We start from the raw sequence: 19582 nt of genomic DNA on the forward strand, positions 1-19582 counted from the left end.
GGTCAGATCCAGTCGCGCTTGCGGAAGATGCCGAAGAGCACGCCGCTCACGCCGAGCATGAGCACCAGGGAGAAGGGGTAGCCCCAGTCCCAGTGCAGCTCGGGCATGAGGTCGAAGTTCATGCCGTAGACGCTGGAGACGAGCGTGGGCGCGAAGAGGATGGCCGCCCAGCCGGAGATCTTGCGGGTCTCCACGCTCTGCCGGTTGCTCGACTCGCTGAGCTCGCGCATCTCCTCGTTCTGGCGCTGGCCGACGAGCGTGGAGTTCACCGTGAGGATGTCGCGCAGCAGCACGCGGAACTCCTCCACGCGCTCGTTGACGACGATGACGTGGTCGGCCACGTCGCGGAGCGCCTGCTGGAGCTCCTCCCCCACGCGGTACTTGCCGGATCCGGCCTGCAGCTGCTGCAGCATGCCGGTGAGCGGGCGCACCGCGCGCTGGAAGTCGATGACCTCGCGGCTGAGCTCGTAGATGCGTCGGGACACGGCCGGGTCGCCGTCGAACACCTGGTCCTCGATCTCGTCGATGTCGTTGGCGAGGCCCGTGACGACGGGCGCGTAGCCGTCGACGACCGCGTCGAGGATCGCGTAGAGCACCGACTCGGGGCCGTTCGCGAGGAGCTCGGGCCGCTCCTGCATGCGGGTGCGGACGGCCGAGAGGTCGGGCGACTCGGCGTGCCGCACGGTGATCACGAAGTTGCGGCCGAGGAACACGTGCAGCTCGCCGAACTCCACCTCCTCGCGCTCGTCCACGTAGCGGGCGGCGCGCAGCACGGTGAAGAGCGTCGAGCTGTAGCGCTCGGTCTTGGGGCGCTGGTGGGCCTGGATCGCGTCCTCCACCGCCAGCTCGTGCAGGTCGAACTCCTCGGCGAGCGCCTGCAGCTCCTCGACCGTGGGGCGGTAGAGGCCGATCCACGCCATCGCGTCGGGCCTCTCGTCGAGCTCGCGGAACGTGTCGGCGAGGGTCGCGGGGCTCGCGACGCGGCAGCCGTCCACGTACACGCCGTTGTCGACGAGGCTCGGGCGGCGCGGGCCGCCGGGGGCGCCGTGCGCGACCCCGTCCGCATCCGACCTCGCGACGCTGCCGGCGCTCCCGCCGAGGGGCGCGACGCCCCGGGCGACCACGGACTTCAAGCGCGTGCGGATGCGGTGCTGGGACATGACGGACACCGTACCCGGCGGACATGACGCCTCCGCGCCGCCCCACGGCGGCTGGGGAGCGGCCCGCTCAGACCACCTGGTCCGGGTGGCTGCCCACGCGCCCCGCGGCCTCGAGCGCGGTGATCCCCGCCATCTCCTCGTCGGTCAGCGCGAAGTCGAAGACGTCGGCGTTCTCGATGAGACGCTCGCGTCGCGTGGTCTTGGGGAAGACGACCGTGCCGCGCTGCACGTGCCAGCGGAGCACGACCTGCGCGTCCGTCCGGTCGTGGGCGCGGGCGGCGTCGCGCACGACGTCGGCGTCCGCGACGGCCCCGCGCGCGAGCGGGCTCCAGGCCTGCACCGTGATGCCGTGCTCGGCGAGGTACGCGGTCGTCTCGCGCTGCTGGTGCCGCGGATGCAGCTCGATCTGGTCCACCGCGGGCGCAGGCAGGCCGACGGCGGCGAGCGCCTCGAGGTGCGGCACGAGGAAGTTGGAGACCCCGATCGAGCGGGTCAGGCCCTCCTCGCGCGCCTCGGCGAGCGCCTCCCACGTCTCCACGTAGAGGCCGCGCTCGGCGGCCGGCCAGTGGATGAGGTGCAGGTCGACCGCGGGCAGGTCCAGCCGGTCGAGGCTCCGGCGGATCGCGTCGCGCGCCCGGTCGCGACCGTGGTCGTCGTTCCAGACCTTTGTGGTGACGAACATCTCGTCGCGCGGGATGCCGGACGCGCGGATCGCCCGCCCGACGCCCTCCTCGTTGCCGTACATGGCGGCCGTGTCGATGTGCCGGTAGCCGACCTCGAGGGCCTCGGCGACGATCCGCTCGGCGTCCGCGTCCGACACCTTGTAGGTGCCGACGCCGAACTGCGGGATCGGGATCCCGTCGCCCATCGGCACCGACGGGATGGGCATGCGGATGGCCGGCCCGCTCATGCGCCGAACCGCTCGACGAGCTCCCGCTTGAGCACCTTGCCGCTCGGCCCGAGCGGCAGCGCCTCGACCACCTCGACCCGCCGCGGGTACTTGTAGGAGGCGATGCGCTCGCGCATGTACGCGACGACCTCCTCGGCGTCGACGGTCGCGTCCGCCTTCGCCACGATCGCCGCGACGATCTCCTGCCCGTGCTCCTCGTGCGGCACGCCGAACACGGCGCACTGCGCGACGGCGTCGTGCCGGGCGAGCACCTCCTCGACCTCGCGCGGGTACACGTTGTAGCCGTTGCGCAGGATCATGTCCTTCGTCCGGTCGACCACGCGGATGTAGCCGTCCTCGTCGATCGTGCCGAGGTCGCCCGTGCGGAACCAGCCGTCGACGACCGCGCGCGCCGTGTCCTCGGGGCGGTGCAGGTAGCCGTTCATGAGGTTGTGCCCGCGGATCACGATCTCGCCGAGCACGTCGCGCTCGACGAGCTCCACGCGGTCCTCGTGCTCGGGGTCGGCGATCTCGATCCGCACGCCCCAGATCGGCTTCCCGACGGTGCCGGGCCGCGCCTGGACGCCGACGTGGTTGAACGACGCGACGGGCGAGGTCTCGGTGAGGCCGTAGCCCTCGTGGATCTCGGCGGCGAACGCCTCCCGGAACGCGTCGATGACGGCGACGGGGATCGCGGCGCCGCCCGAGATCGCGTATCGGAGGGGCGGACGGGCGGGGTTCCGCGCGGCCGCCGCGAGGAGCGCGTGGTACATGGTCGGCACGCCCATGAACACCTGCGTCTCGTGCTCGACCATGAGCGCGAGCGCGGTGTCGCCGTCGAAGCGCGGCACCATCACGATGGTCGCGCCCGCCCGGAACGACGCGTTCATGGTGCAGGTCTGGCCGAAGGTGTGGAACAGGGGCAGGCAGCCGAGGATCCGGTCGCCGACGCGCAGGTCGAAGGTGTCGAGCAGGAGCACGTCGACCTGCATCACGAGCGCGAGGTGGCAGCCCTCGGCGCCCTTCGGCTGGCCCGTCGTGCCGGACGTGTAGAGGATGGTCGCGGTGTCGGACGGCCGGCGCGGCACGTAGGTGCGGATCGGCGTCGCGGCCTGGGCCAGCTCCTCCAGCCGGTCGGGCCCGCCCTCGGTGGCGGCCGGCACCAGCACGCTGATGACCGGCACCTCGGCGAGCGCCGCGCCCTGCGCGCCCTGCGCGAGCAGCGGCCCGGCGCAGACGAGGAGCGCGGATCCGGAGTCCCGCAGCACGAAGGCGATCTCCTCGGCCTTCAGCAGCGCGTGCACGGGCACGACGACGCCGCCGAGCGCGAGGACCGCGTAGTAGACGCGCGGGAAGTCGGCCACGTTCGGGATGAGCATCGCGACGCGCGTGCCCTCCCCCACGCCCTGGGCGGCGAGCGCGCCCGCGTACGCGCGGGTCTCGTCCCACAGCTCCCGGTAGGTGGTGGAGACGTCGCCGACGACCACGGCGACCCGGTCGGCGTGGCGCTCGGCGGACTCGGCGAGGATCGCGGCGACCGAGACCGAGGAGAACCCGGTCCCCGCCTGCTCGCGGTCGTGCTCGGGGAGGAGGGGCGTGTCGGAGGTCATGGGCGGATCCCGTCGGTCGTCGTCGACTCGGGAGGCGGTGCCGCCCGCGCGCCGGTGTGGCCGGCGCCTTCCCACGACGATATCCACCGCGACCGGCGCCGAGGCGGCCGGACGGCCCGCGGATAGGATGGAACCAGCATGGAATTCAGCATCGCGTACCCGCCGGAGCTCCCCGTCAGCCGGATGCGCGACGAGATCGCCGAGGCCATCCGCGACAACCAGGTCGTCATCGTCGCCGGCGCCACCGGCTCCGGCAAGACCACGCAGCTGCCGAAGATCTGCCTCGAGCTCGGCCGCGAGAGCATCGGCCACACGCAGCCCCGCCGGCTCGCGGCGCGCACCATCTCGGAGCGCATCGCGGAGGAGCTCGGCGGCGAGGTCGGCCAGCTCGTCGGCTACCAGGTGCGCTTCACGGACAAGGTCTCGGCCGACACCCGCATCAAGCTGATGACCGACGGCATCCTCCTCAACGAGCTGCAGCGCGACCGGCTGCTCCGCAAGTACGACACGATCATCATCGACGAGGCGCACGAGCGCAGCCTCAACATCGACTTCCTGCTCGGCTACCTCAAGCAGCTGCTGCCGCGCCGGCCCGACCTCAAGGTCATCATCACGTCGGCCACCATCGACCCGCAGAGCTTCTCGAAGCACTTCGGCGACGCCCCCATCGTCGAGGTCTCGGGGCGCACGTACCCGGTGGAGATCCGCTACCGGCCGCTCGTGGCGGAGGCCGCCGTCGCGGGCGAGGACGACGACCTCGCCGACGCGCCCCTCGAGCGCCCGGCCGACGACCGCGACTACCTCGAGGGCATCAACGCGGCGCTCGACGAGCTGGCCGGCGAGTCCTCGGGCGACGTGCTCGTGTTCCTGAGCGGCGAGAACGAGATCCGCGACGCCGAGGACGCGATCCGGAGCCGGAACCTCCCGCACACCGAGGTGCTGCCGCTCTACGGCCGGCTCTCCTCCGCCGACCAGCACCGCGTCTTCCAGCCGTCGACGCGGGCGGGCGTGCGCCGTCGCATCGTGCTCGCCACCAACGTCGCTGAGACGAGCCTCACGGTGCCCGGCATCAAGTACGTGATCGACGCGGGCACGGCCCGCATCTCCCGCTACTCGGTGCGCTCGAAGGTGCAGCGCCTGCCCATCGAGGCCGTGTCGCAGGCGTCCGCGAACCAGCGCTCCGGGCGGTCCGGCCGCACGAGCGACGGCATCGCGATCCGCCTGTACTCCGAGGAGGACTTCCTCCGGCGGCCCGAGTTCACGGAGCCGGAGATCCTCCGCACCAACCTCGCGGCCGTCATCCTGCAGATGGTGTCGCTCGGCCTCGGCGACATCGCCGCGTTCCCGTTCCTCCAGCCGCCGGACTCGCGCGGCATCAAGGACGGCGTCGACCTCCTCACCGAGCTCGGCGCGGTCGTCCGCTCCCCCGACGGCACCCCGGCGCTCACGAAGGTGGGCCGCGACCTGTCGCGCCTGCCCATCGACCCGCGGTTCGCGCGCATGGTCGTCGAGTCACGCAAGCACGGCGTCAGCCGCGAGGTGATGATCATCGTCGCCGGCCTCACCATCCAGGACGTGCGCGAGCGCCCGCTCGAGAAGCGCCCGCAGGCCGACCAGCAGCACGCGCGGTTCGTGGATCCCACGAGCGACTTCATCACGCTCCTCAACCTCTGGAACCACCTCGAGGCCAAGGAGGACGAGCTCTCCTCGAGCGCGTTCCGCCGCATGTGCAAGGCCGAGTTCCTCAACTACGTGCGCGTGCGCGAGTGGAAGGACGTGTTCCGGCAGCTGCGCCAGCTCGCCCGTCCCCTCGACCTGCAGATGAACGAGCCGAAGGCCGACCCGGACGGGATCCACAAGTCGCTCCTCGCGGGCCTCCTCTCCCACATCGGGCTGAAGGACGCGCAGAAGAAGGACTACGTGGGCGCGCGCCAGGCGCGGTTCGTGGTGTTCCCGGGGTCCGCGCTCGCGAAGAAGCAGCCCGACGCGATCATGAGCGCCGAGCTCGTGGAGACGAGCCGCCTGTTCGCGCGCACCAACGCGGCCATCGACCCCGCGTGGGCCGAGCCCATCGCGGGCGGCCTCGTGAAGCGCACGCACAGCGAGCCGCACTGGGAGAAGAAGCAGGGCGCGACCGTCGCGTGGGAGCGGGTGACGCTCTACGGCGTGCCGATCATCCTCAAGCGCCGCGTGCAGTTCTCCCGCATCGACCCGGCGTACGCGCGCGAGCTCTTCATCCGGCACGCGCTCGTCGAGGGCGACTGGGAGTCGCAGCAGGCGTTCGACCGCGCCAACCGGAGGCTCCGCGAGGAGCTCGCCGAGGTGGAGGAGCGCACGCGCCGCCGCGACATCCTCAACGACGACGAGGCCGTCTTCGAGTTCTACGACAAGCGGATCCCGCGCGACGTCGCCTCCACGCGCGCCTTCGAGGGCTGGTGGAAGAAGGCCCGGCAGGAGACGCCCGACCTCCTCACCATGACCGCCGAGGAGCTCCTCGCGGAGGACGCGGTGGACGTCGACGAGGCCGCGTTCCCGCCCACCTGGCAGCAGGGCGACCAGCGCCTCTCGCTCACCTACCGCTTCGAGCCCGGCGCGCCCGACGACGGCGTGACCGTGCAGGTGCCGCTCGCGCTCCTCGCCCGCCTCAGCCCCGCCGGGTTCGACTGGCAGGTGCCGGGCATGCGGCGCGACCTCGTCACCGCGATGATCAAGGCCCTGCCGAAGGCGCTCCGCAAGAACGTCGTGCCGGCCGCCGACTGGGCCGACCGGCTCCTCGAGGGACTGCCCGAACCGGATCCGCAGCACCCCGTCGCCTTCACCACCACCATCGCGGGCCTCATCATGCGCAAGGCGCACGTGCGCGTCGCCGACGACGACTTCGACCTCGACCGGATCCCCGCGCACCTGCGCATGGCGTTCCGCGTGGTCGACGAGCGCGGCCGCGAGGTCGCCGCCGGCCGCGACCTCACCGAGCTGCAGGCCCGGCTCTCCAGCCGCGCCCGCGACAGCGTCGCCCGGGCCACGGCCCGGCCGGTCGAGCGCGTCGCCGGGGCGACCGGATCCGCGACCCGCGGCATGGAGCGCACCGGCCTCACCACGTGGGACCTCGACGAGCTGCCCCGCTTCGTCGACACCGCGCAGGGCGGCACGGGCGACAGCCGGCACGTCATCCGCGCGTACCCGGCCCTCGTCGACGAGGGATCCACCGTCGCGATCCGCCTCATGGCGACCGCCGAGGACCAGGCGCGCGCGATGCCCGGCGGCGTGCGGCGCCTGCTCGTCCTCGCCATCGCCAACCCCTCGGCCTACGTGAAGCAGCACCTCACGAGCCAGGAGAAGCTCATGCTCGCGACGAGCCCGTACCCGAACGTGCAGGCGCTCTTCGACGACTGCCTGCTCGCCGCGATCGACCAGGTGCTCGAGCGCGTGGCCCCGGGCGGCGCGATCTACTCCAAGGAGCTCTTCGAGACCGCGCGCGACCGCGTCTCCGGCGTCGTCATGGACTCCATGTTCGACACCGTGGCGCTCGTCAACCGGATCCTCACGGGCGCGCGCGACGCCGAGCGGGCGATCAAGCAGGCCACGAGCATGCAGCTGATCGGCGCGCTCACCGACGCGCGGGAACAGCTCGCCGGTCTCGTGCACCCGGGCTTCGTCTCGGCCACCGGCCTCGCGCGCCTGCAGCGCCTGCCCGCCTACCTCTCGGGCCTCACGCACCGCGTGCAGCGCCTCCCCGACCAGCCCGCCCGCGACCGCGCGTGGATGACCGAGGTGCAGAAGGCGACCGACCTCTACCGCGAGGCCGGCGGCGTCATCCCGTCGGCGCCGCACGCGCCCGCGTCGCTCGTGCACGCGCGCTGGATGCTCGAGGAGCTGCGCCTCAGCCTCTTCGCGCAGCACCTGCCGACGGCCGAGCCGGTGTCGCTGCAGCGGATCCGGAAGGTGCTCGCGAGCTGAGGCGCGCGACCCCCGCGCGGGCGCGGCCGTGTCCGAGTGGAAGGCGTCTCCCCCGCCGCGCGCGGGGAGGCCGTGCGGGAGAGTCGGCCGGGTGTCCGCCACGTCGAGCACGGGAAGTCCTGCGTGGACGAGTCGTGGCAGCATGCGGACCCGCGCCTCGCCCTGCAGGGCGCACCCCGGCGGGAGCTCGCGGATCAGCGAGGCGCGCTGAGCGTGCGCAGCGCCCGGGGAGGACGTCGACGAGCAGGGCCTCCCGGATGCGGTGATGCTGCCGGACGGCGCCGAGCGAGACGCAGGGTGCCGTCACGGCCCGACGGCGAGGGGACTCCGACCCCGATCCTCCTCGAACGCGGGCTGGGACCAGAACAACCCGAAGGGGGCCGACAGAGGCTCGAGGACCTCGCGCGTCAGCATCACGCGGAGCAGCGGCAGGGGAAGGCGGACGAGCCGGCGGATGACGGCGTACTGCGCGATGGTCTGGGGCCGCAGGAGCGTGATCGCCAGCTGTCGCTGGTCGTCCTCGCCGAGCTTGCCGGCCAGCTCCCTGAAGTCGCGCGTGCATGCGCGCGCGAACCGGTCCAGCTCGGCCTGGGCCTCCTCCCCGCCGAGCCGCCGGCGGAGGAACAGGTACGTGTTGAACGACCCGCTCCGACGGTCCTCCTCGATCGACTGCAGGTCGTCCACGACCTCGAGGACCTCGAGCACGGGACGGAGGCAGTCCACGAGGGCGTGCTGATCCCGTCCCAGGAGGTCGAGCTGGATGCGCAGCTGGAGACGGATGTCCGCGGAGCGGAACCGGGAGAGCTCCTTCCAGACGGCGACCGGGTCGCCCTCCCCCTTCGCCGCCGCGAGCTCGAGTTCGAAGAGGCGCTCGATGCCCGCGATCTCCGACCGGTTCGCCGGGGTGTCGACGCCCAGGTCCTGGAGCAGGCCGATGAGCACGTGCGCGTACGGGGTGTGCGCGGTGTCGCGGAGGGCCGCCTTGTCGTCCTCGGCGGCCTCGTCCCACGCGTAGACGGACGACGCGACGACCAGGCCGACCGCCCGCAGGCGGCTGAGGTCCATCCGCCCGACGCCGAGGCCGATGGGGAAGTGCTAGATCGCCTGCCAGGCGCGGTTGGCCTTGACGATCGTGTGGGCCGAGGCGCGGATGCCGCTCCAGCTCGCCGGCGGCGACGTGGGTTCGGCCGGATGCGCCCCGATGCCGATGCGGGTCAGGTCGAGGACGGGCGTCCGCGCGGCCCGGGAGGCCGCCCTGCTCTGCCTGCTCATCGGGCTGCCGTCCCCTCGTCCTGGCGCACGTCGACGGCGTCGTGTCCCGCCGTCGCCTCGTCGGGCTCGGGGCCCGGCCAGATGGTCCACCCGACCGGGAAGATGGTGAGGATGGCCAGGATCATGGTCAACCTGCCGATCCACTCCTCCAGGGCGGTGGTCCGCGGAGGGTCGCCGACGTAGGCGATGGCCGCGACGAGGAGGCCGCACGAGATCGCCCAGGAGACCATCGTCATCACCCATGCCTTCCACTCCCGACGCGTCCGGGCGCGGCCGGTGCGGGGAGGCGGCGTCGGCTTCTCCCCGCCGGCGAAGCGGTACGCGAAGCGCGCGTCGAGCCACCGGACCATGGAGTGCCCGAAGACGATGGACAGCCCGAGGTACGCCGCGGCGAGGCCGTGCGTCCAGTCGGCCGTCGCCCCGTTGCGCAGGTCGATCGTCGCGGCGACCAGCAGGATCAGGTCGACCACGGGGACGCATGCGAGGAGCACGGCGCCGAGGACGCGCTGACGCAGCACGTACCGGGCGCCGAGCCCGGCCGCGAGGATGAGCCAGAAGCCGATCTCGCAGGCGATGATGATGGCGACGATCACGGTCGTACCTCCTGGGGTGCAGCGGGTGGATCGGTCACGGCCGGCGGGCGGGTGATGGGGATCTCCCCGCTCTCGCGGGGCGGCATCCCGGCGGGCGAGCGGGGGCACGTCGCACGCGGGGGCCTCGTGGTCGGGGGCGATGGTGGGGGCACGGTGCCGTCCCGCAGGCCGAGCACCCTCAGCACGGCCTCTCCTGTCTCCGGAGGACGCTCGCGGAGAGCCGAGTGGTCGGCGCGCGCAGCGGCCGCGTGGCGGCGCGATCCCGCGGTCCGCGGGCTGTCCCCCCGGCCGTCGACCCCTCCCGGAGGACGTCGCGCGCGCCGCGTCGGTGATCGGAGCCAGCAGCCCCGGCTTCCGATTCCACGGTCGAGTCGATCATCATCCCCCCGAATGATCACGCGCTGCCGGCAAAGGAATGCCATATCACGTGAATCCCCGTGATCACGTGTTCGCCCACTGTAGGTGATCCATTTTCCGTGGGCAATGGGTGACGGGCTGAAGCGGATCGCGCTGAGCGAGGTAAGGGGCCCCGGGTGTCGCGAACGCGATACCCGGGGAACCGTGCTCCTGCCGCCCTCCTGGGAGAGGAGAGCGGAGGGAGGTGAGGCAAAGAGCCGATCAACGGCGGTGGCGACCCCGGAACTGGGGCACGCCGCCCCGAGTCGCTGATGCAGGAGGAGATGCCGCGCGCTCATCTCGCATCCACCTCGACCTCCGCCCCGGCGCACGTTCGAGAAGACGCCTGGTGCCCTCGCGCGATCGGCGCGGAATGCGCTCGACGCTCGTGGCGGGATGCGCGTGCGGAAACCGATGCCCGCCCGCGCGCCGTTTCCCGGACCCGAGCACGGCCGAGAGGGGAGATAGCGAGAAGGATTCCGTGTGGATGACGGAGGATTCCCGGAGACGTCACGAACCGCCGTCCTCGGCTCCACCGGCTCGACCCCCGTGCGATGAGGATCATCGACCGACCATGCCCGCAGGCGTTCGCCCCGTCCGGCCGGGCGACGCCGTCAGACGAGCGGCTTCTCGAAGCAGACGGAGTTCGTCACCGGGATGCACGGCGGGTGCACGTCGATGGGCAGCCACCCCGCGGTCGCGTGGAGCTGGATCGCGTCGGGCCGCCGATCCTCCGTCTGCAGGATCAGCCGAAGCGCGCCGCGCTCGCGGGCCACGCGCTCCAGCCCCGCCATGAGCACGCGGGAGAGGCCGGCGGCGTCATCCCGTCGGCGCCGCACGCGCCCGAATCGCTCGTGCACGCGCGCTGGATGCTCGAGGAGCTCTGCCTCAGCCTCTTCGCGCAGCACCTGCCGACGGCCGAGCCGGTGTCGCTGCAGCGTATCCGGAAGGTGCTCGCGGGCTGAGGCGCGCCTCCGGGCGACGGCGCTCGGCGCTCGGCGCTCGGCGCTCCCTATTTCCTCAGGCGCGTAGACTGGGGCATCGCGCGTCACGGCTCCGGCCGGTCGTGCGACGCGCGGATCGGGGGATCCGCACGAGGGCGCGAGCGCACAGGGGGACCGCATGGACGCCGATCTCCGCGAGCGCCAGCGCCTCGAGACGCTCGAGTCGCTGCACGTGTTCGGCTCGCGTCCGGAGACGCGCTTCGACCGGATCACGATGATGATCGCCGAGTTCTACCGCGTGCCCATCGCGGGCATCGGCATCATCGGCGCCGACGCCATCTGGATGAAGTCGAGCCTCGGTCTGCCCGGCCCGCGCTGGGCGCGCGACGGCACCTTCACCGAGGCGGCCCTCGGCGCGGACGGCATGCTCGTCGTCGAGGACGCGCGGGACGATCCCCGGCTCGCCTCCTCCCCCAGCGCCACGGGCGCGCTCGGCATCCGCTTCTACGCGGCGCAGCAGCTGCGCGCGGCCGACGGCAACGTCCTCGGCGTCTTCTTCGTCGCCGACACCGCGCCCCGCGCCTTCGGCACGTCCGACCGCGCGCGCCTCGCCCTCATCGGCGACTTCTTCTCCGAGGAGCTCGCGCGCGAGACCGACAGCCAGCGCGCGGCCGAGGTCGCCCGCGCCCTCTCGCCGAAGGCCGCCCCGCACCTCGACGGCTACGAGATCGCGGGCACGAGCATCCCCGCGCAGGTCGTGGGCGGCGACGTGCACGACTGGTTCCTCGAGGGCGACGACCTCCGCCTCACGCTCGCCGACGTGATGGGCAAGGGCGTCGGCGCCGCGATCCTCGCCGCCGGCGTGCGGGCCAGCATCCGCCTCGCGTCGCGCACGCACGGCGTCCGCAGCACGATGGTCCGCGCCGCCGACGCGCTCGTCGACGACCTCTCCTCCGCCGGGTCCTTCAGCACGGTCTTCCACGCCCGGCTCGCCGTCGCGACCGGCGTCCTCACCTACGTCGACGCCGGGCACGGGCTGTCGCTCCTCATCCGCTCCGACGGCAGCGCCGTGCGCCTCCACGGGCGCCACCTCCCGCTCGGGCTCGAGGCGGAGGACGCGTGGCAGGAGGAGTCGGTGCGGCTGGAGCCGGGCGACAGCCTCGTGGTCTTCAGCGACGGCCTCCTCGACTTCTTCGACGACGAGGAGGCGACCTACGCGTACCTCTCGGGCCTCATGGCGCGGCACGCCTCGCCGCAGCGCTTCGTCGACGCGCTCGTCAAGCTCACGCCGGCGGGCCAGCCCGACGACTGCACGGTCATCGCCGTCCGGCGCGACCCCGCCTGACCACGCGACCTGGCCTGATCAGCGGTCGCCGGCCGGAGCCGCGCCCGTCGCCGCCGGCAGCTCCGGCCGGTTCGACCAGGCCGACCAGGATCCCGGGTACAGGGCCGCGTCGATCCCCGCGATCGCGAGCGCCGCGATCTCGTGCGCGGCCGTGACGCCGGACCCGCAGTAGACGCCCACGGGCTCCCCCGGCCGGATCCCCAGCGCCGCGTACCGCTCCCGCAGCGCGCCCGCGGGGAGGAACGCGCCCGTCGCGTCGACCGTCTCGGCGGTCGGCGCGCTCCGGGCACCGGGGATGTGGCCGGCGCGCGGATCCACCGGCTCGACCTCGCCGCGGTAGCGCTCCGCCGCGCGGGCGTCGAGGAGGACGCCCGTGCGGGCGAGGTCGGCGGCGCCGTCCTCGTCGACGGTCGGAAGCGCGCCGCGGGTGAGCGTCACGTCGCCCGGCTCGGGGGTGACGGATCCCGTCACCAGCGGCAGCGCGGCCGCGACCCAGGCGGGCAGGGCACCGTCGAGGAGCCGCACGTCGGCGATCCCGGCGTCGCGCAGCAGCCACCAGGCGCGCGCGGCCGCCATGTTGCCGCCGCCGTCGTGCACGATCACCGCGTCGCCCTGCCGGATCCCCCAGCCGCGCGCCGCGCGCTCGAGGTCCGCGGCCGCGGGCAGCGGGTGCCGGCCGTCCTCGACAGCGCCGTGCCCGGCGAGCTCCGCGTCGAGGTCGACGTAGACGGCGCCCGGGATGTGCCCGGCCTCGTGCAGCGGGCGGCCGGGCGGACCCCCGAGCGACCAGCGCACGTCGAGAACGCGCACGTCGTCGCGGGTGCGGAGGGCGTCGTCGAGCTCGGCCGGCGTGATGAGGATGTCCATCACCCCATCGTCCCAGCGTCGCCCGCCCTCAGCCCAGCGGCTTCTCGAAGCAGATCGAGTTCGTGACCGGGAGGTAGGGCGGGTACACGTCGATGGGCAGCCAGCCCGCGGTCTCGTAGAGCCGCACGGCGTCCGGCTGCCGGTCGCCCGTCTGCAGGATCAGCCGCGGCGCGCCGAGCTCCCGCCCGACCCGCTCGAGCTCCGCCATGAGCACGCGCGCGAGGCCCGTGCCGCGGTGCGCAGGATCCACGACGACCTTCTTCAGCTCCAGCTCGCCGCCCAGCCGCCGGATGACGCCGTGCGCGGCCGCCTCCCGGTCGTCGCCCTCGGCCACGAGCAGCACCACGGCCTCGACGTCCGCCGGGTCGAGCGCGAACGCGGCCGCCGCCTTCGCGGGCCAGTCGGGGTCGTCCGCGTGCCGGCCCTCGTAGCGGACGTCCATCTCGTCCTCCATGGCGCGGCGGACGCGGGCGCCCCGCGGGTCGTCCCACCCGACCACCTCGGTGCGGTACGCCCGCCCGTCGCGGGCGAGGTGACGCGGGGCGGTGTCGTGCTGCTGGTCCATGGGCCCTCTCGATGGCGGTGACGGTGATGACGCGGGTGGATGCGGGCGGTGGCCCGGGCGGGCATGACGACGCCCGCACCGGCATCCTCGTCGGATGCGCGGCGCGGGCGGCGTCGGGTCGTGCGGTGCCGCGTGGCGCGGCGGTCGGTGCTACTTGGCGCCGACCGTGGCGGACGCGTTCGACTCGTACGACGTGTTGGTCGACTCGAAGAAGTTGACGAGCTGCAGCGTGTCGTTCGCCGTGGCCATCCACTTCGCCGGGTTCGAGACCTTGTACTCGGCCTCGAAGCCGAGCTCCTCGAGCCGGCGGTCGGCCAGGTACTTCACGTACTGGTTGATGTAGTTCGCGTTGAGGCCGAGGATGCCGTTCGGCAGGAGGTCGCGGTTGTACTGCTCCTCCATCTCGACGGCGTCGAGGATCATCTGCTTGATCTCGGCGGCGAACTCCTCCGTCTGCAGGTCGGGGTTCTCCTCCAGCACCGTGAGGATGAGGTTGATCCCGAACTTGAGGTGCAGCGACTCGTCGCGCACGATCCAGTCCATGAGCGAGCCGAAGTTGCGCAGCAGGTTCCGCTGGCGGAACGACAGCGACACCATGAAGCCCGAGTAGAACCAGATGCCCTCGAGGATCACGTTGTACGCGACGAGGTTTCGGACGAAGTCCTTCTTGCCCTCAGTGGTGGTGATGTCGAGGGTCTGCTCGGTCATGCGCTTGATGAACTTGACCTCGAACTCCTCCTTGCGCGCCATCGACGGGATGTCGACGTGGGAGTTGTAGGCGGCCTCGCGGTCGATCGGGAACGTCTCGAGGACGTACTCGAACGACATGCAGTGGTTCGCCTCCTCCCACATCTGCTTCGCCAGGTAGAGGTGGCACTCCGGCGCGTTGATGTACGGGTAGACGCCGAACGCGAGCGCCTTGTTCACCAGCAGCTCGTTCGGGTTGAAGTAGCTCATGAGGAACGTGATCGCGTGGCGCTCCTCGTCCGTCATCTTCTTGAAGTCCGCGATGTCCTCACCGAGCTGGATCTCGTTGGGGAACCACGTGTTGGCGACGGCCTGGTCGTACAGGTCCATGGCCCACTGGTAGTTGACGGGCTTGAGGAGGAGGCCCTCCTGGATTCCCGTGCCGAGGATCTTCGACATCTGCTTCTTCTCTCCGGGTGACGTGCGTGGTGGTGCGGGTGGGAGCGGCCGAGTGCGCCGCGACGATGCTGCTAGGGGGTCCCGCCTACTGGCAGGAGTCGCACTGGAGCTCGTCCATGGGGTCCATGGGGACGACGTAGTCGCCGAACGTGTCGTCGTTCATCAGCGTGCACCTCCCACTCCACCGAAGCCGAAGCCCTTGCGGGGCGCGGGAGCGGCCTGCGGCGCCGGAGCGTCCGCGGTCGCGGTGGACGCGGGGGCCGACGCGGGCGCCACCGCGGGAGCGCCGCCGCCGAATCCGCCGAAGCCCTTGCGCTTGGTGCCGTCGGCGTCCTGCGACTTGTCGACCTTCACGGTCGACTGCTCGGCCGTGTGGCGCGGCTTCATGTGCAGGTAGTACGTGGTCTTGACCCCGCGCTCCCAGCCGGCGAAATAGATGTCCATCATGTCGCCGAGGTCGCGCGTCTCGAGGTACATGTTGCGGCTGATGGCCTGGTCGATCCACTTCTGCGCGCGTGCGGCGACCTCGAGGAACGCGTACGGCGAGAGCTGGAAGCTCGTGCGGTACGTGGCCTTGACGTGGTCCGGGATCGCGGCGATGCCCTGGATGTCGCCCTGGCTGCGCAGGATGTTCTCGCGCACCGTCTCCCAGATGCCGAGCTCCTGCAGGTCCTTCACCAGGTTCCGGTTGACCTCGAGGAACTTGCCCGAGGAGGTGGAGCGGCTGAAGATCTGCGAGAACTGCGGGTCGAGGCCCGGCGTGGTGCCGGCGACGAGGCCGATGGACGCGGTGGGCGCGATCGCCATGAGCGTCGCGTTGCGCATGCCGCCCTTGACCTTCGTGCGCAGCGCGTCCCAGTCGAGGCGCGTGGTGCGGTTGACCTTGACGGGCACGCCGCGGTCGGCCTCCATGAGCGCGATCGAGTCGAGCGGCACGAGGCCCTCCGACCAGCGCGAGCCCGCGAAGTTCGGGTACGCGCCGCGCTCCTGCGCCAGGTCGGCCGACTCGTCGATGGCCGCGTAGGAGACGTGCTCCATGATCTCGTCGATCAGGTCGTACGACTCCTCGGACTCGTACGAGAAGCCGAGCTTCTCGACGACGTCGGTGAAGCCCATGACGCCGAGGCCCACCGCGCGGTTCTGCTGGTTGGAGAAGTCCGCCTCCTTCACGCTGGAGCGCGTGATGTCGATGAGGTTGTCGAGCTGGCGCACCGCGAGGCGTGCGCTCTGCTCGATCTTCGCGAAGTCGATCTTCCCGTCGGAGAAGTGCTGCGACAGGTTGATGGACGCCAGGTTGCAGACGGAGACGTTGTCCTCGTCCTGCGGCAGCGTGATCTCGGTGCAGAGGTTCGAGAGGTGGATCGTGCCCGTGTTGTTGTTCAGGGCGCGGTTGTTGATCGTGTCCTTCCAGGTCAGCCACGGGTGGCTGGTGGTCTGGAGCGAGATGAGGATCGACTTGAACTGCTCGCGCGCCTTGATGCGCTTGAACATCCGGATGCGCCCGGCCTCGGCCTCGCCGACGTAGAACGCGTAGCGCTCGGAGAACGCCTTGCCGTACAGCTCGTTGAGGTCGGAGACCTCCAGCGGGTCGAAGAGGTACCAGTCCTCGTCGTTCTGGACGCGCTTCATGAACTCGTCGCTGATCCACACCGCGGTGTTCGCGGTGCGGGTGCGGCGGTACGGGTCGCCCGAGTTCTGGCGCAGGTCGAGGAACTCGGGGAAGTCGAGGTGCCAGTTCTCCATGTAGAAGCACAGCGCGCCGAACTTCTTGCCGCCGCGGCTGACCGCGCGGAGCACCGAGTCGATGGTGTGCATGAACGGGATCGGGCCCGTGGAGGTGGTGTTGTTCGAGCGGATGGGCGAGCCCTGCGCGCGGAGCTTCGAGACGGAGAGGCCGATGCCGCCCGTGCCCTTCGTGAGCCACATGACGTCGCGCGTGGTCTTCGCGATGTGCTCGATGTCGTCCTGCATCTCCATGACGAAGCAGTTCGCGAGCTGCGGGTAGATGGTGCCCGCGTTGACGAGGGTGGAGCCGGCCGCGAGGTACTCGAGCTTCGACATCTTCTCGTAGAACGCGATGGCGGTGGAGGTGGGGTCCTGCTCGTTGAGCGTGAGGCCCATCGCGATGCGCATCCAGAAGTACTGGGGCACCTCGAGGGCGTCGCCGTTGCGGCCCTTGATGCCGTAGCGGTTGTTCAGCGTGACGACGCCGATGTACTTGAGCAGCTCGTCGTGCGCGGGCTCGAGGGCCTGGGCGAGGCGCTCCAGGTCGAACAGCTGCACGAGGCGGGAGTCGAGGAGCATCTCGTCGACGCCGCGCTGGATGTTGCGGGCGAAGTGCTCCGCGTGGAGGCGCTTGAGCTCCTCGGGCGACGAGTAGTCGCCGAGGACGCGCTTGTAGATGGTCTTGAGGAGGAGGCGCGCGGCGACGGTGTCGAACGCCGGGTCGTCCTTCACGTTCTGGAGCGCGACCTGGATGACGGCCTCATCGAGCTGCTGGGTGGTGATCCCGTCGAAGAGGGTGATCTCCAGCTCGGACGCGATCTGCGTGACCCAGCCGATGTTCTCGTCGAGGCCCTGCGTGGCGTCCTCGATGGCCAGGTTGATGCGGTTCGCGTCGTACGGCTCCCGCGTGCCGTCGCGCTTCACTACGGTGATGGACACTCTGCTCCTCGTCGTCTTCGTCGTCCGCGCTGATCGGCGGCGGACTGTCCCGGGGTCGGCGGCGATGCGATGCGGGACCTGCCCGCCGCGTCCTGTGCCTCACCAGGGGAAATGCTCGGCCGGCCCCTCCGCGCCCGCTCCGTGGAGCCGGGACGACCGGGGGCCTCTGCCGTCTCCATCACTATATATGCGGGCCCCCGGCCAGGACCAACCCCATATGTAGTGGGCGTGTCGTCCACAGGTGTGGACAACTCGGCGGACTTATCCACATGTTCCACAGGCTACGGAGCCCTCCCGACATCGCTGTCCGGTGGCGCCCGGGGCTGCAGGAGGGGGCCGGCCGGACGGTAGGATCTGACCCTCGTGAGCACGTACGGAAGCCTCCTCAAGACCCGCGGCGTGGGCCGGATCATCGCCGCCCAGCTGGTCGCGCGCTTCCCCGGCGGGATGCTCTCGCTGGCCTTCCTCATGCACGTCGAGCGGATCCACGAGTCGTACGGCGCGGCCGGCCTCGTGCTCGCCGCGACGAGCATCGGCCAGGCCGTGGCCGGCCCCCTCACGAGCCGGTGGATGGGCGTGTGGGGCATGCGCCCGGTCCTCATCCTCACGTCGGCCGTGTGCACGGTCGCCGTGGTGGCCGTGGCCCTCGGCGACGCGAGCACGTCGGTCCCCGCGTTCATGGGGCTCGGCCTCCTCGCCGGGCTCGCGAACCCGCCGGTGCAGCCGGCCGTCCGCACCATCTACCCGAAGATGGTCAACTCCAAGCAGCTCACCCCGCTCTTCTCGCTCGACGCGTCGGCCCAGGAGATCATCTGGGTGCTCGGGCCGGTCATCGCCACGTTCCTCGCCATCCAGGTCGACACGAGCGCGGGCATCCTCGTCGCCGCGGCCTTCCTCGTGGGCGGCGGCGCGTGGTTCATCTCCTCCCCCGAGCTCGGCCGCGTGCGCATCCCCCGCAGCAAGCGCCGGTTCGGCGTGGTCCTCGGACGCCCGCCGGTGCTCCTCAGCACGGTCGTCGGCTTCCTCCTCATCGCGGCCTGCGCGGCCATCGAGGCGGGCGTCGTCGCGGTCTACGGCCACGGCGGCCCGGAGGCGGGCTTCGTCCTCGCGATCTTCGCGGTCGGCTCGCTCATCGGCGGCCTCGCGCTCGGCCACATCCCCATCAGCCCGTGGGCCATGGCCCGGCGCATGACGATCATCCTCGTCGGCACCGCGCTGGCGGCCGCGTGGATGCAGTTCGCCTGGCTCTCCGTCTTCCTCTTCATCGCCGGCGTCGGCATCGCCCCAGCGCTCGCGGTGCTCTTCGCGGTGGTGTCCTCCTCCGTGCGCTTCAGCGACACCGCGGAGGCCTACGGCTGGGTCGGCACGGGGCAGCTCATCGGAGCGGCGCTCGGATCGGCGGCCGCCGGCTTCGTGATCGACGCGCAGGGGGCGCAGGGCGCGTTCGTCGTGGCAGCGGCGCTGCTCGCCGCGGGCGCCGCGATCGCCGCGGTCTTCCACCGGCACAGCCCCGACCTCCGCGGCCGCGACGCTGGCCCCATCCCGGACACGGAGCCCGTCCCCGTCATGACCTGACGGCCGCGCCGGTCGCGGCCGGCGGTCGCGCGCGTCCGCGCCCCCGAGTCTCCGCCCCCGGAGAAACCCGCCCGGCCGCCGTGGATAGTGTGAGGGCATGACCTCTCCGCACAGCCCCCTGCTCACGCGTCGACTCCGCGCCGGCATCGCCGGCCTGGGCCTCGTCCTCGGCCTCACGCTCGCCGGCTGCAGCTCGCCCGCCGCGGACGACGCCGCGACGCCCACGCCCTCCGCCTCCGCGCCCGCCGAGGCCGCGACCCCCACGCCCGAGGCGACCGCCGAGGGCGACGGCGGATCCGCCGCCGGCGGCACGGACGCGGCGACGCTCGCGAAGGTCCGCGACTTCACGTGCGGGCTCAAGGACAAGGACGCCATCGAGGAGTCGGACGTCCAGGCGTACCGCGACCTCGCCACCGAGGCCCAGAACAGCGGCGTGCCGAACGCCGACCAGTACGGGCAGCAGATCAACGCCGGGGCGGACCAGATGGCCGCGCTGGTCGGCAAGCCGCTGCCCGACGAGCTCCGCACCAGCCTCTCGAGCGCCTGCGACTCGCTCCAGTAGCGGATCCGCACGCGGGACGGCCCCGGTCAGCATCGCT

14 protein-coding genes and 1 pseudogene are annotated in these 19582 nt (G+C 71.9%); 5 read left to right on the forward strand and 10 right to left on the reverse strand.

From position 1 onward, the window contains the following. Window positions 1–2: 2 nt before the first annotated feature. From H9X71_RS12045 to H9X71_RS12055, 3 genes are read right to left on the reverse strand one after another with little or no spacing between them, the layout of a single operon-like run. Window positions 3–1169, reverse strand: coding sequence for a magnesium and cobalt transport protein CorA (locus H9X71_RS12045; protein ID WP_191147311.1), 1167 nt, complete (start codon window positions 1167–1169; stop codon window positions 3–5). 58 nt (window positions 1170–1227) lie between these two features. Next, window positions 1228–2070: an aldo/keto reductase gene (locus H9X71_RS12050; protein WP_191147312.1), complete on the reverse strand. Its 843-nt coding sequence runs from the start codon at window positions 2068–2070 to the stop codon at window positions 1228–1230. After that, window positions 2067–3659 (reverse strand): long-chain-fatty-acid--CoA ligase, encoded by a 1593-nt coding sequence (locus tag H9X71_RS12055; RefSeq protein WP_191147313.1) that lies wholly within the window; start codon window positions 3657–3659, stop codon window positions 2067–2069. Before H9X71_RS12055 ends, H9X71_RS12050 begins: the two co-directional genes overlap by 4 nt. Window positions 3660–3797: 138 nt before the next feature. Between H9X71_RS12055 and hrpA the strand changes: the two genes are divergently transcribed. After that, on the forward strand, window positions 3798–7616 hold the full coding sequence (gene hrpA, locus H9X71_RS12060) for an ATP-dependent RNA helicase HrpA (RefSeq protein ID WP_191147314.1): 3819 nt from the start codon (window positions 3798–3800) through the stop codon (window positions 7614–7616). A gap of 303 nt (window positions 7617–7919) precedes the next feature. Here hrpA and H9X71_RS12065 read toward each other — a convergent pair whose 3' ends face one another. From H9X71_RS12065 to H9X71_RS12075, 3 genes are read right to left on the reverse strand one after another with little or no spacing between them, the layout of a single operon-like run. After that, window positions 7920–8681, reverse strand: coding sequence for a hypothetical protein (locus H9X71_RS12065; protein WP_191147315.1), 762 nt, complete (start codon window positions 8679–8681; stop codon window positions 7920–7922). 30 nt (window positions 8682–8711) lie between these two features. Further along, window positions 8712–8888 carry a hypothetical protein gene (locus tag H9X71_RS12070; protein WP_191147316.1) on the reverse strand — a complete coding sequence of 59 codons (177 nt, stop codon included), beginning with the start codon at window positions 8886–8888 and terminating at the stop codon, window positions 8712–8714. After that, on the reverse strand, window positions 8885–9481 hold the full coding sequence (locus tag H9X71_RS12075; protein WP_191147317.1) for a hypothetical protein: 597 nt from the start codon (window positions 9479–9481) through the stop codon (window positions 8885–8887). The genes H9X71_RS12070 and H9X71_RS12075 overlap by 4 nt, the downstream gene beginning before the upstream one ends. Window positions 9482–10605: 1124 nt before the next feature. Here H9X71_RS12075 and H9X71_RS15115 point away from each other — a divergent pair. Both H9X71_RS15115 and H9X71_RS12085 read left to right on the forward strand, forming a co-directional pair. Beyond that, window positions 10606–10842 (forward strand): annotated as a pseudogene (locus H9X71_RS15115) (DUF3418 domain-containing protein); the annotation flags it as partial. Window positions 10843–10999: 157 nt separating this feature from the next. Beyond that, window positions 11000–12166 (forward strand): PP2C family protein-serine/threonine phosphatase, encoded by a 1167-nt coding sequence (locus H9X71_RS12085; RefSeq protein ID WP_191147319.1) that lies wholly within the window; start codon window positions 11000–11002, stop codon window positions 12164–12166. Window positions 12167–12184: 18 nt separating this feature from the next. On the opposite strand, the gene H9X71_RS12090 is transcribed toward H9X71_RS12085, so the two are convergent. The 4 genes from H9X71_RS12090 to H9X71_RS12105 all read right to left on the reverse strand — a co-directional run bounded on the left by H9X71_RS12090 (window position 12185) and on the right by H9X71_RS12105 (window position 17408). Continuing rightward, window positions 12185–13033: a sulfurtransferase gene (locus tag H9X71_RS12090; protein WP_191147320.1), complete on the reverse strand. Its 849-nt coding sequence runs from the start codon at window positions 13031–13033 to the stop codon at window positions 12185–12187. A 28-nt stretch (window positions 13034–13061) separates the two neighbouring features. After that, complete coding sequence (locus H9X71_RS12095) at window positions 13062–13598, reverse strand: GNAT family N-acetyltransferase (protein WP_191147321.1); 537 nt, start codon at window positions 13596–13598, stop codon at window positions 13062–13064. Between the two features lie 150 nt (window positions 13599–13748). Further along, complete coding sequence (locus tag H9X71_RS12100) at window positions 13749–14744, reverse strand: ribonucleotide-diphosphate reductase subunit beta (protein ID WP_012039117.1); 996 nt, start codon at window positions 14742–14744, stop codon at window positions 13749–13751. Window positions 14745–14906: 162 nt separating this feature from the next. Further along, window positions 14907–17408, reverse strand: coding sequence for a ribonucleoside-diphosphate reductase subunit alpha (locus tag H9X71_RS12105; RefSeq protein WP_191147322.1), 2502 nt, complete (start codon window positions 17406–17408; stop codon window positions 14907–14909). A 363-nt stretch (window positions 17409–17771) separates the two neighbouring features. Between H9X71_RS12105 and H9X71_RS12110 the strand changes: the two genes are divergently transcribed. Next, window positions 17772–18983, forward strand: a complete 1212-nt coding sequence (locus H9X71_RS12110; protein ID WP_191147323.1) for an MFS transporter — start codon at window positions 17772–17774, stop codon at window positions 18981–18983. Window positions 18984–19080: 97 nt separating this feature from the next. Beyond that, window positions 19081–19545: a hypothetical protein gene (locus H9X71_RS12115; protein ID WP_191147324.1), complete on the forward strand. Its 465-nt coding sequence runs from the start codon at window positions 19081–19083 to the stop codon at window positions 19543–19545. The last annotated feature ends 37 nt before the right edge of the window (window positions 19546–19582 follow it).

It is taken from the genome of Clavibacter zhangzhiyongii (assembly GCF_014775655.1).
GTDB lineage: Bacteria > Actinomycetota > Actinomycetes > Actinomycetales > Microbacteriaceae > Clavibacter > Clavibacter zhangzhiyongii.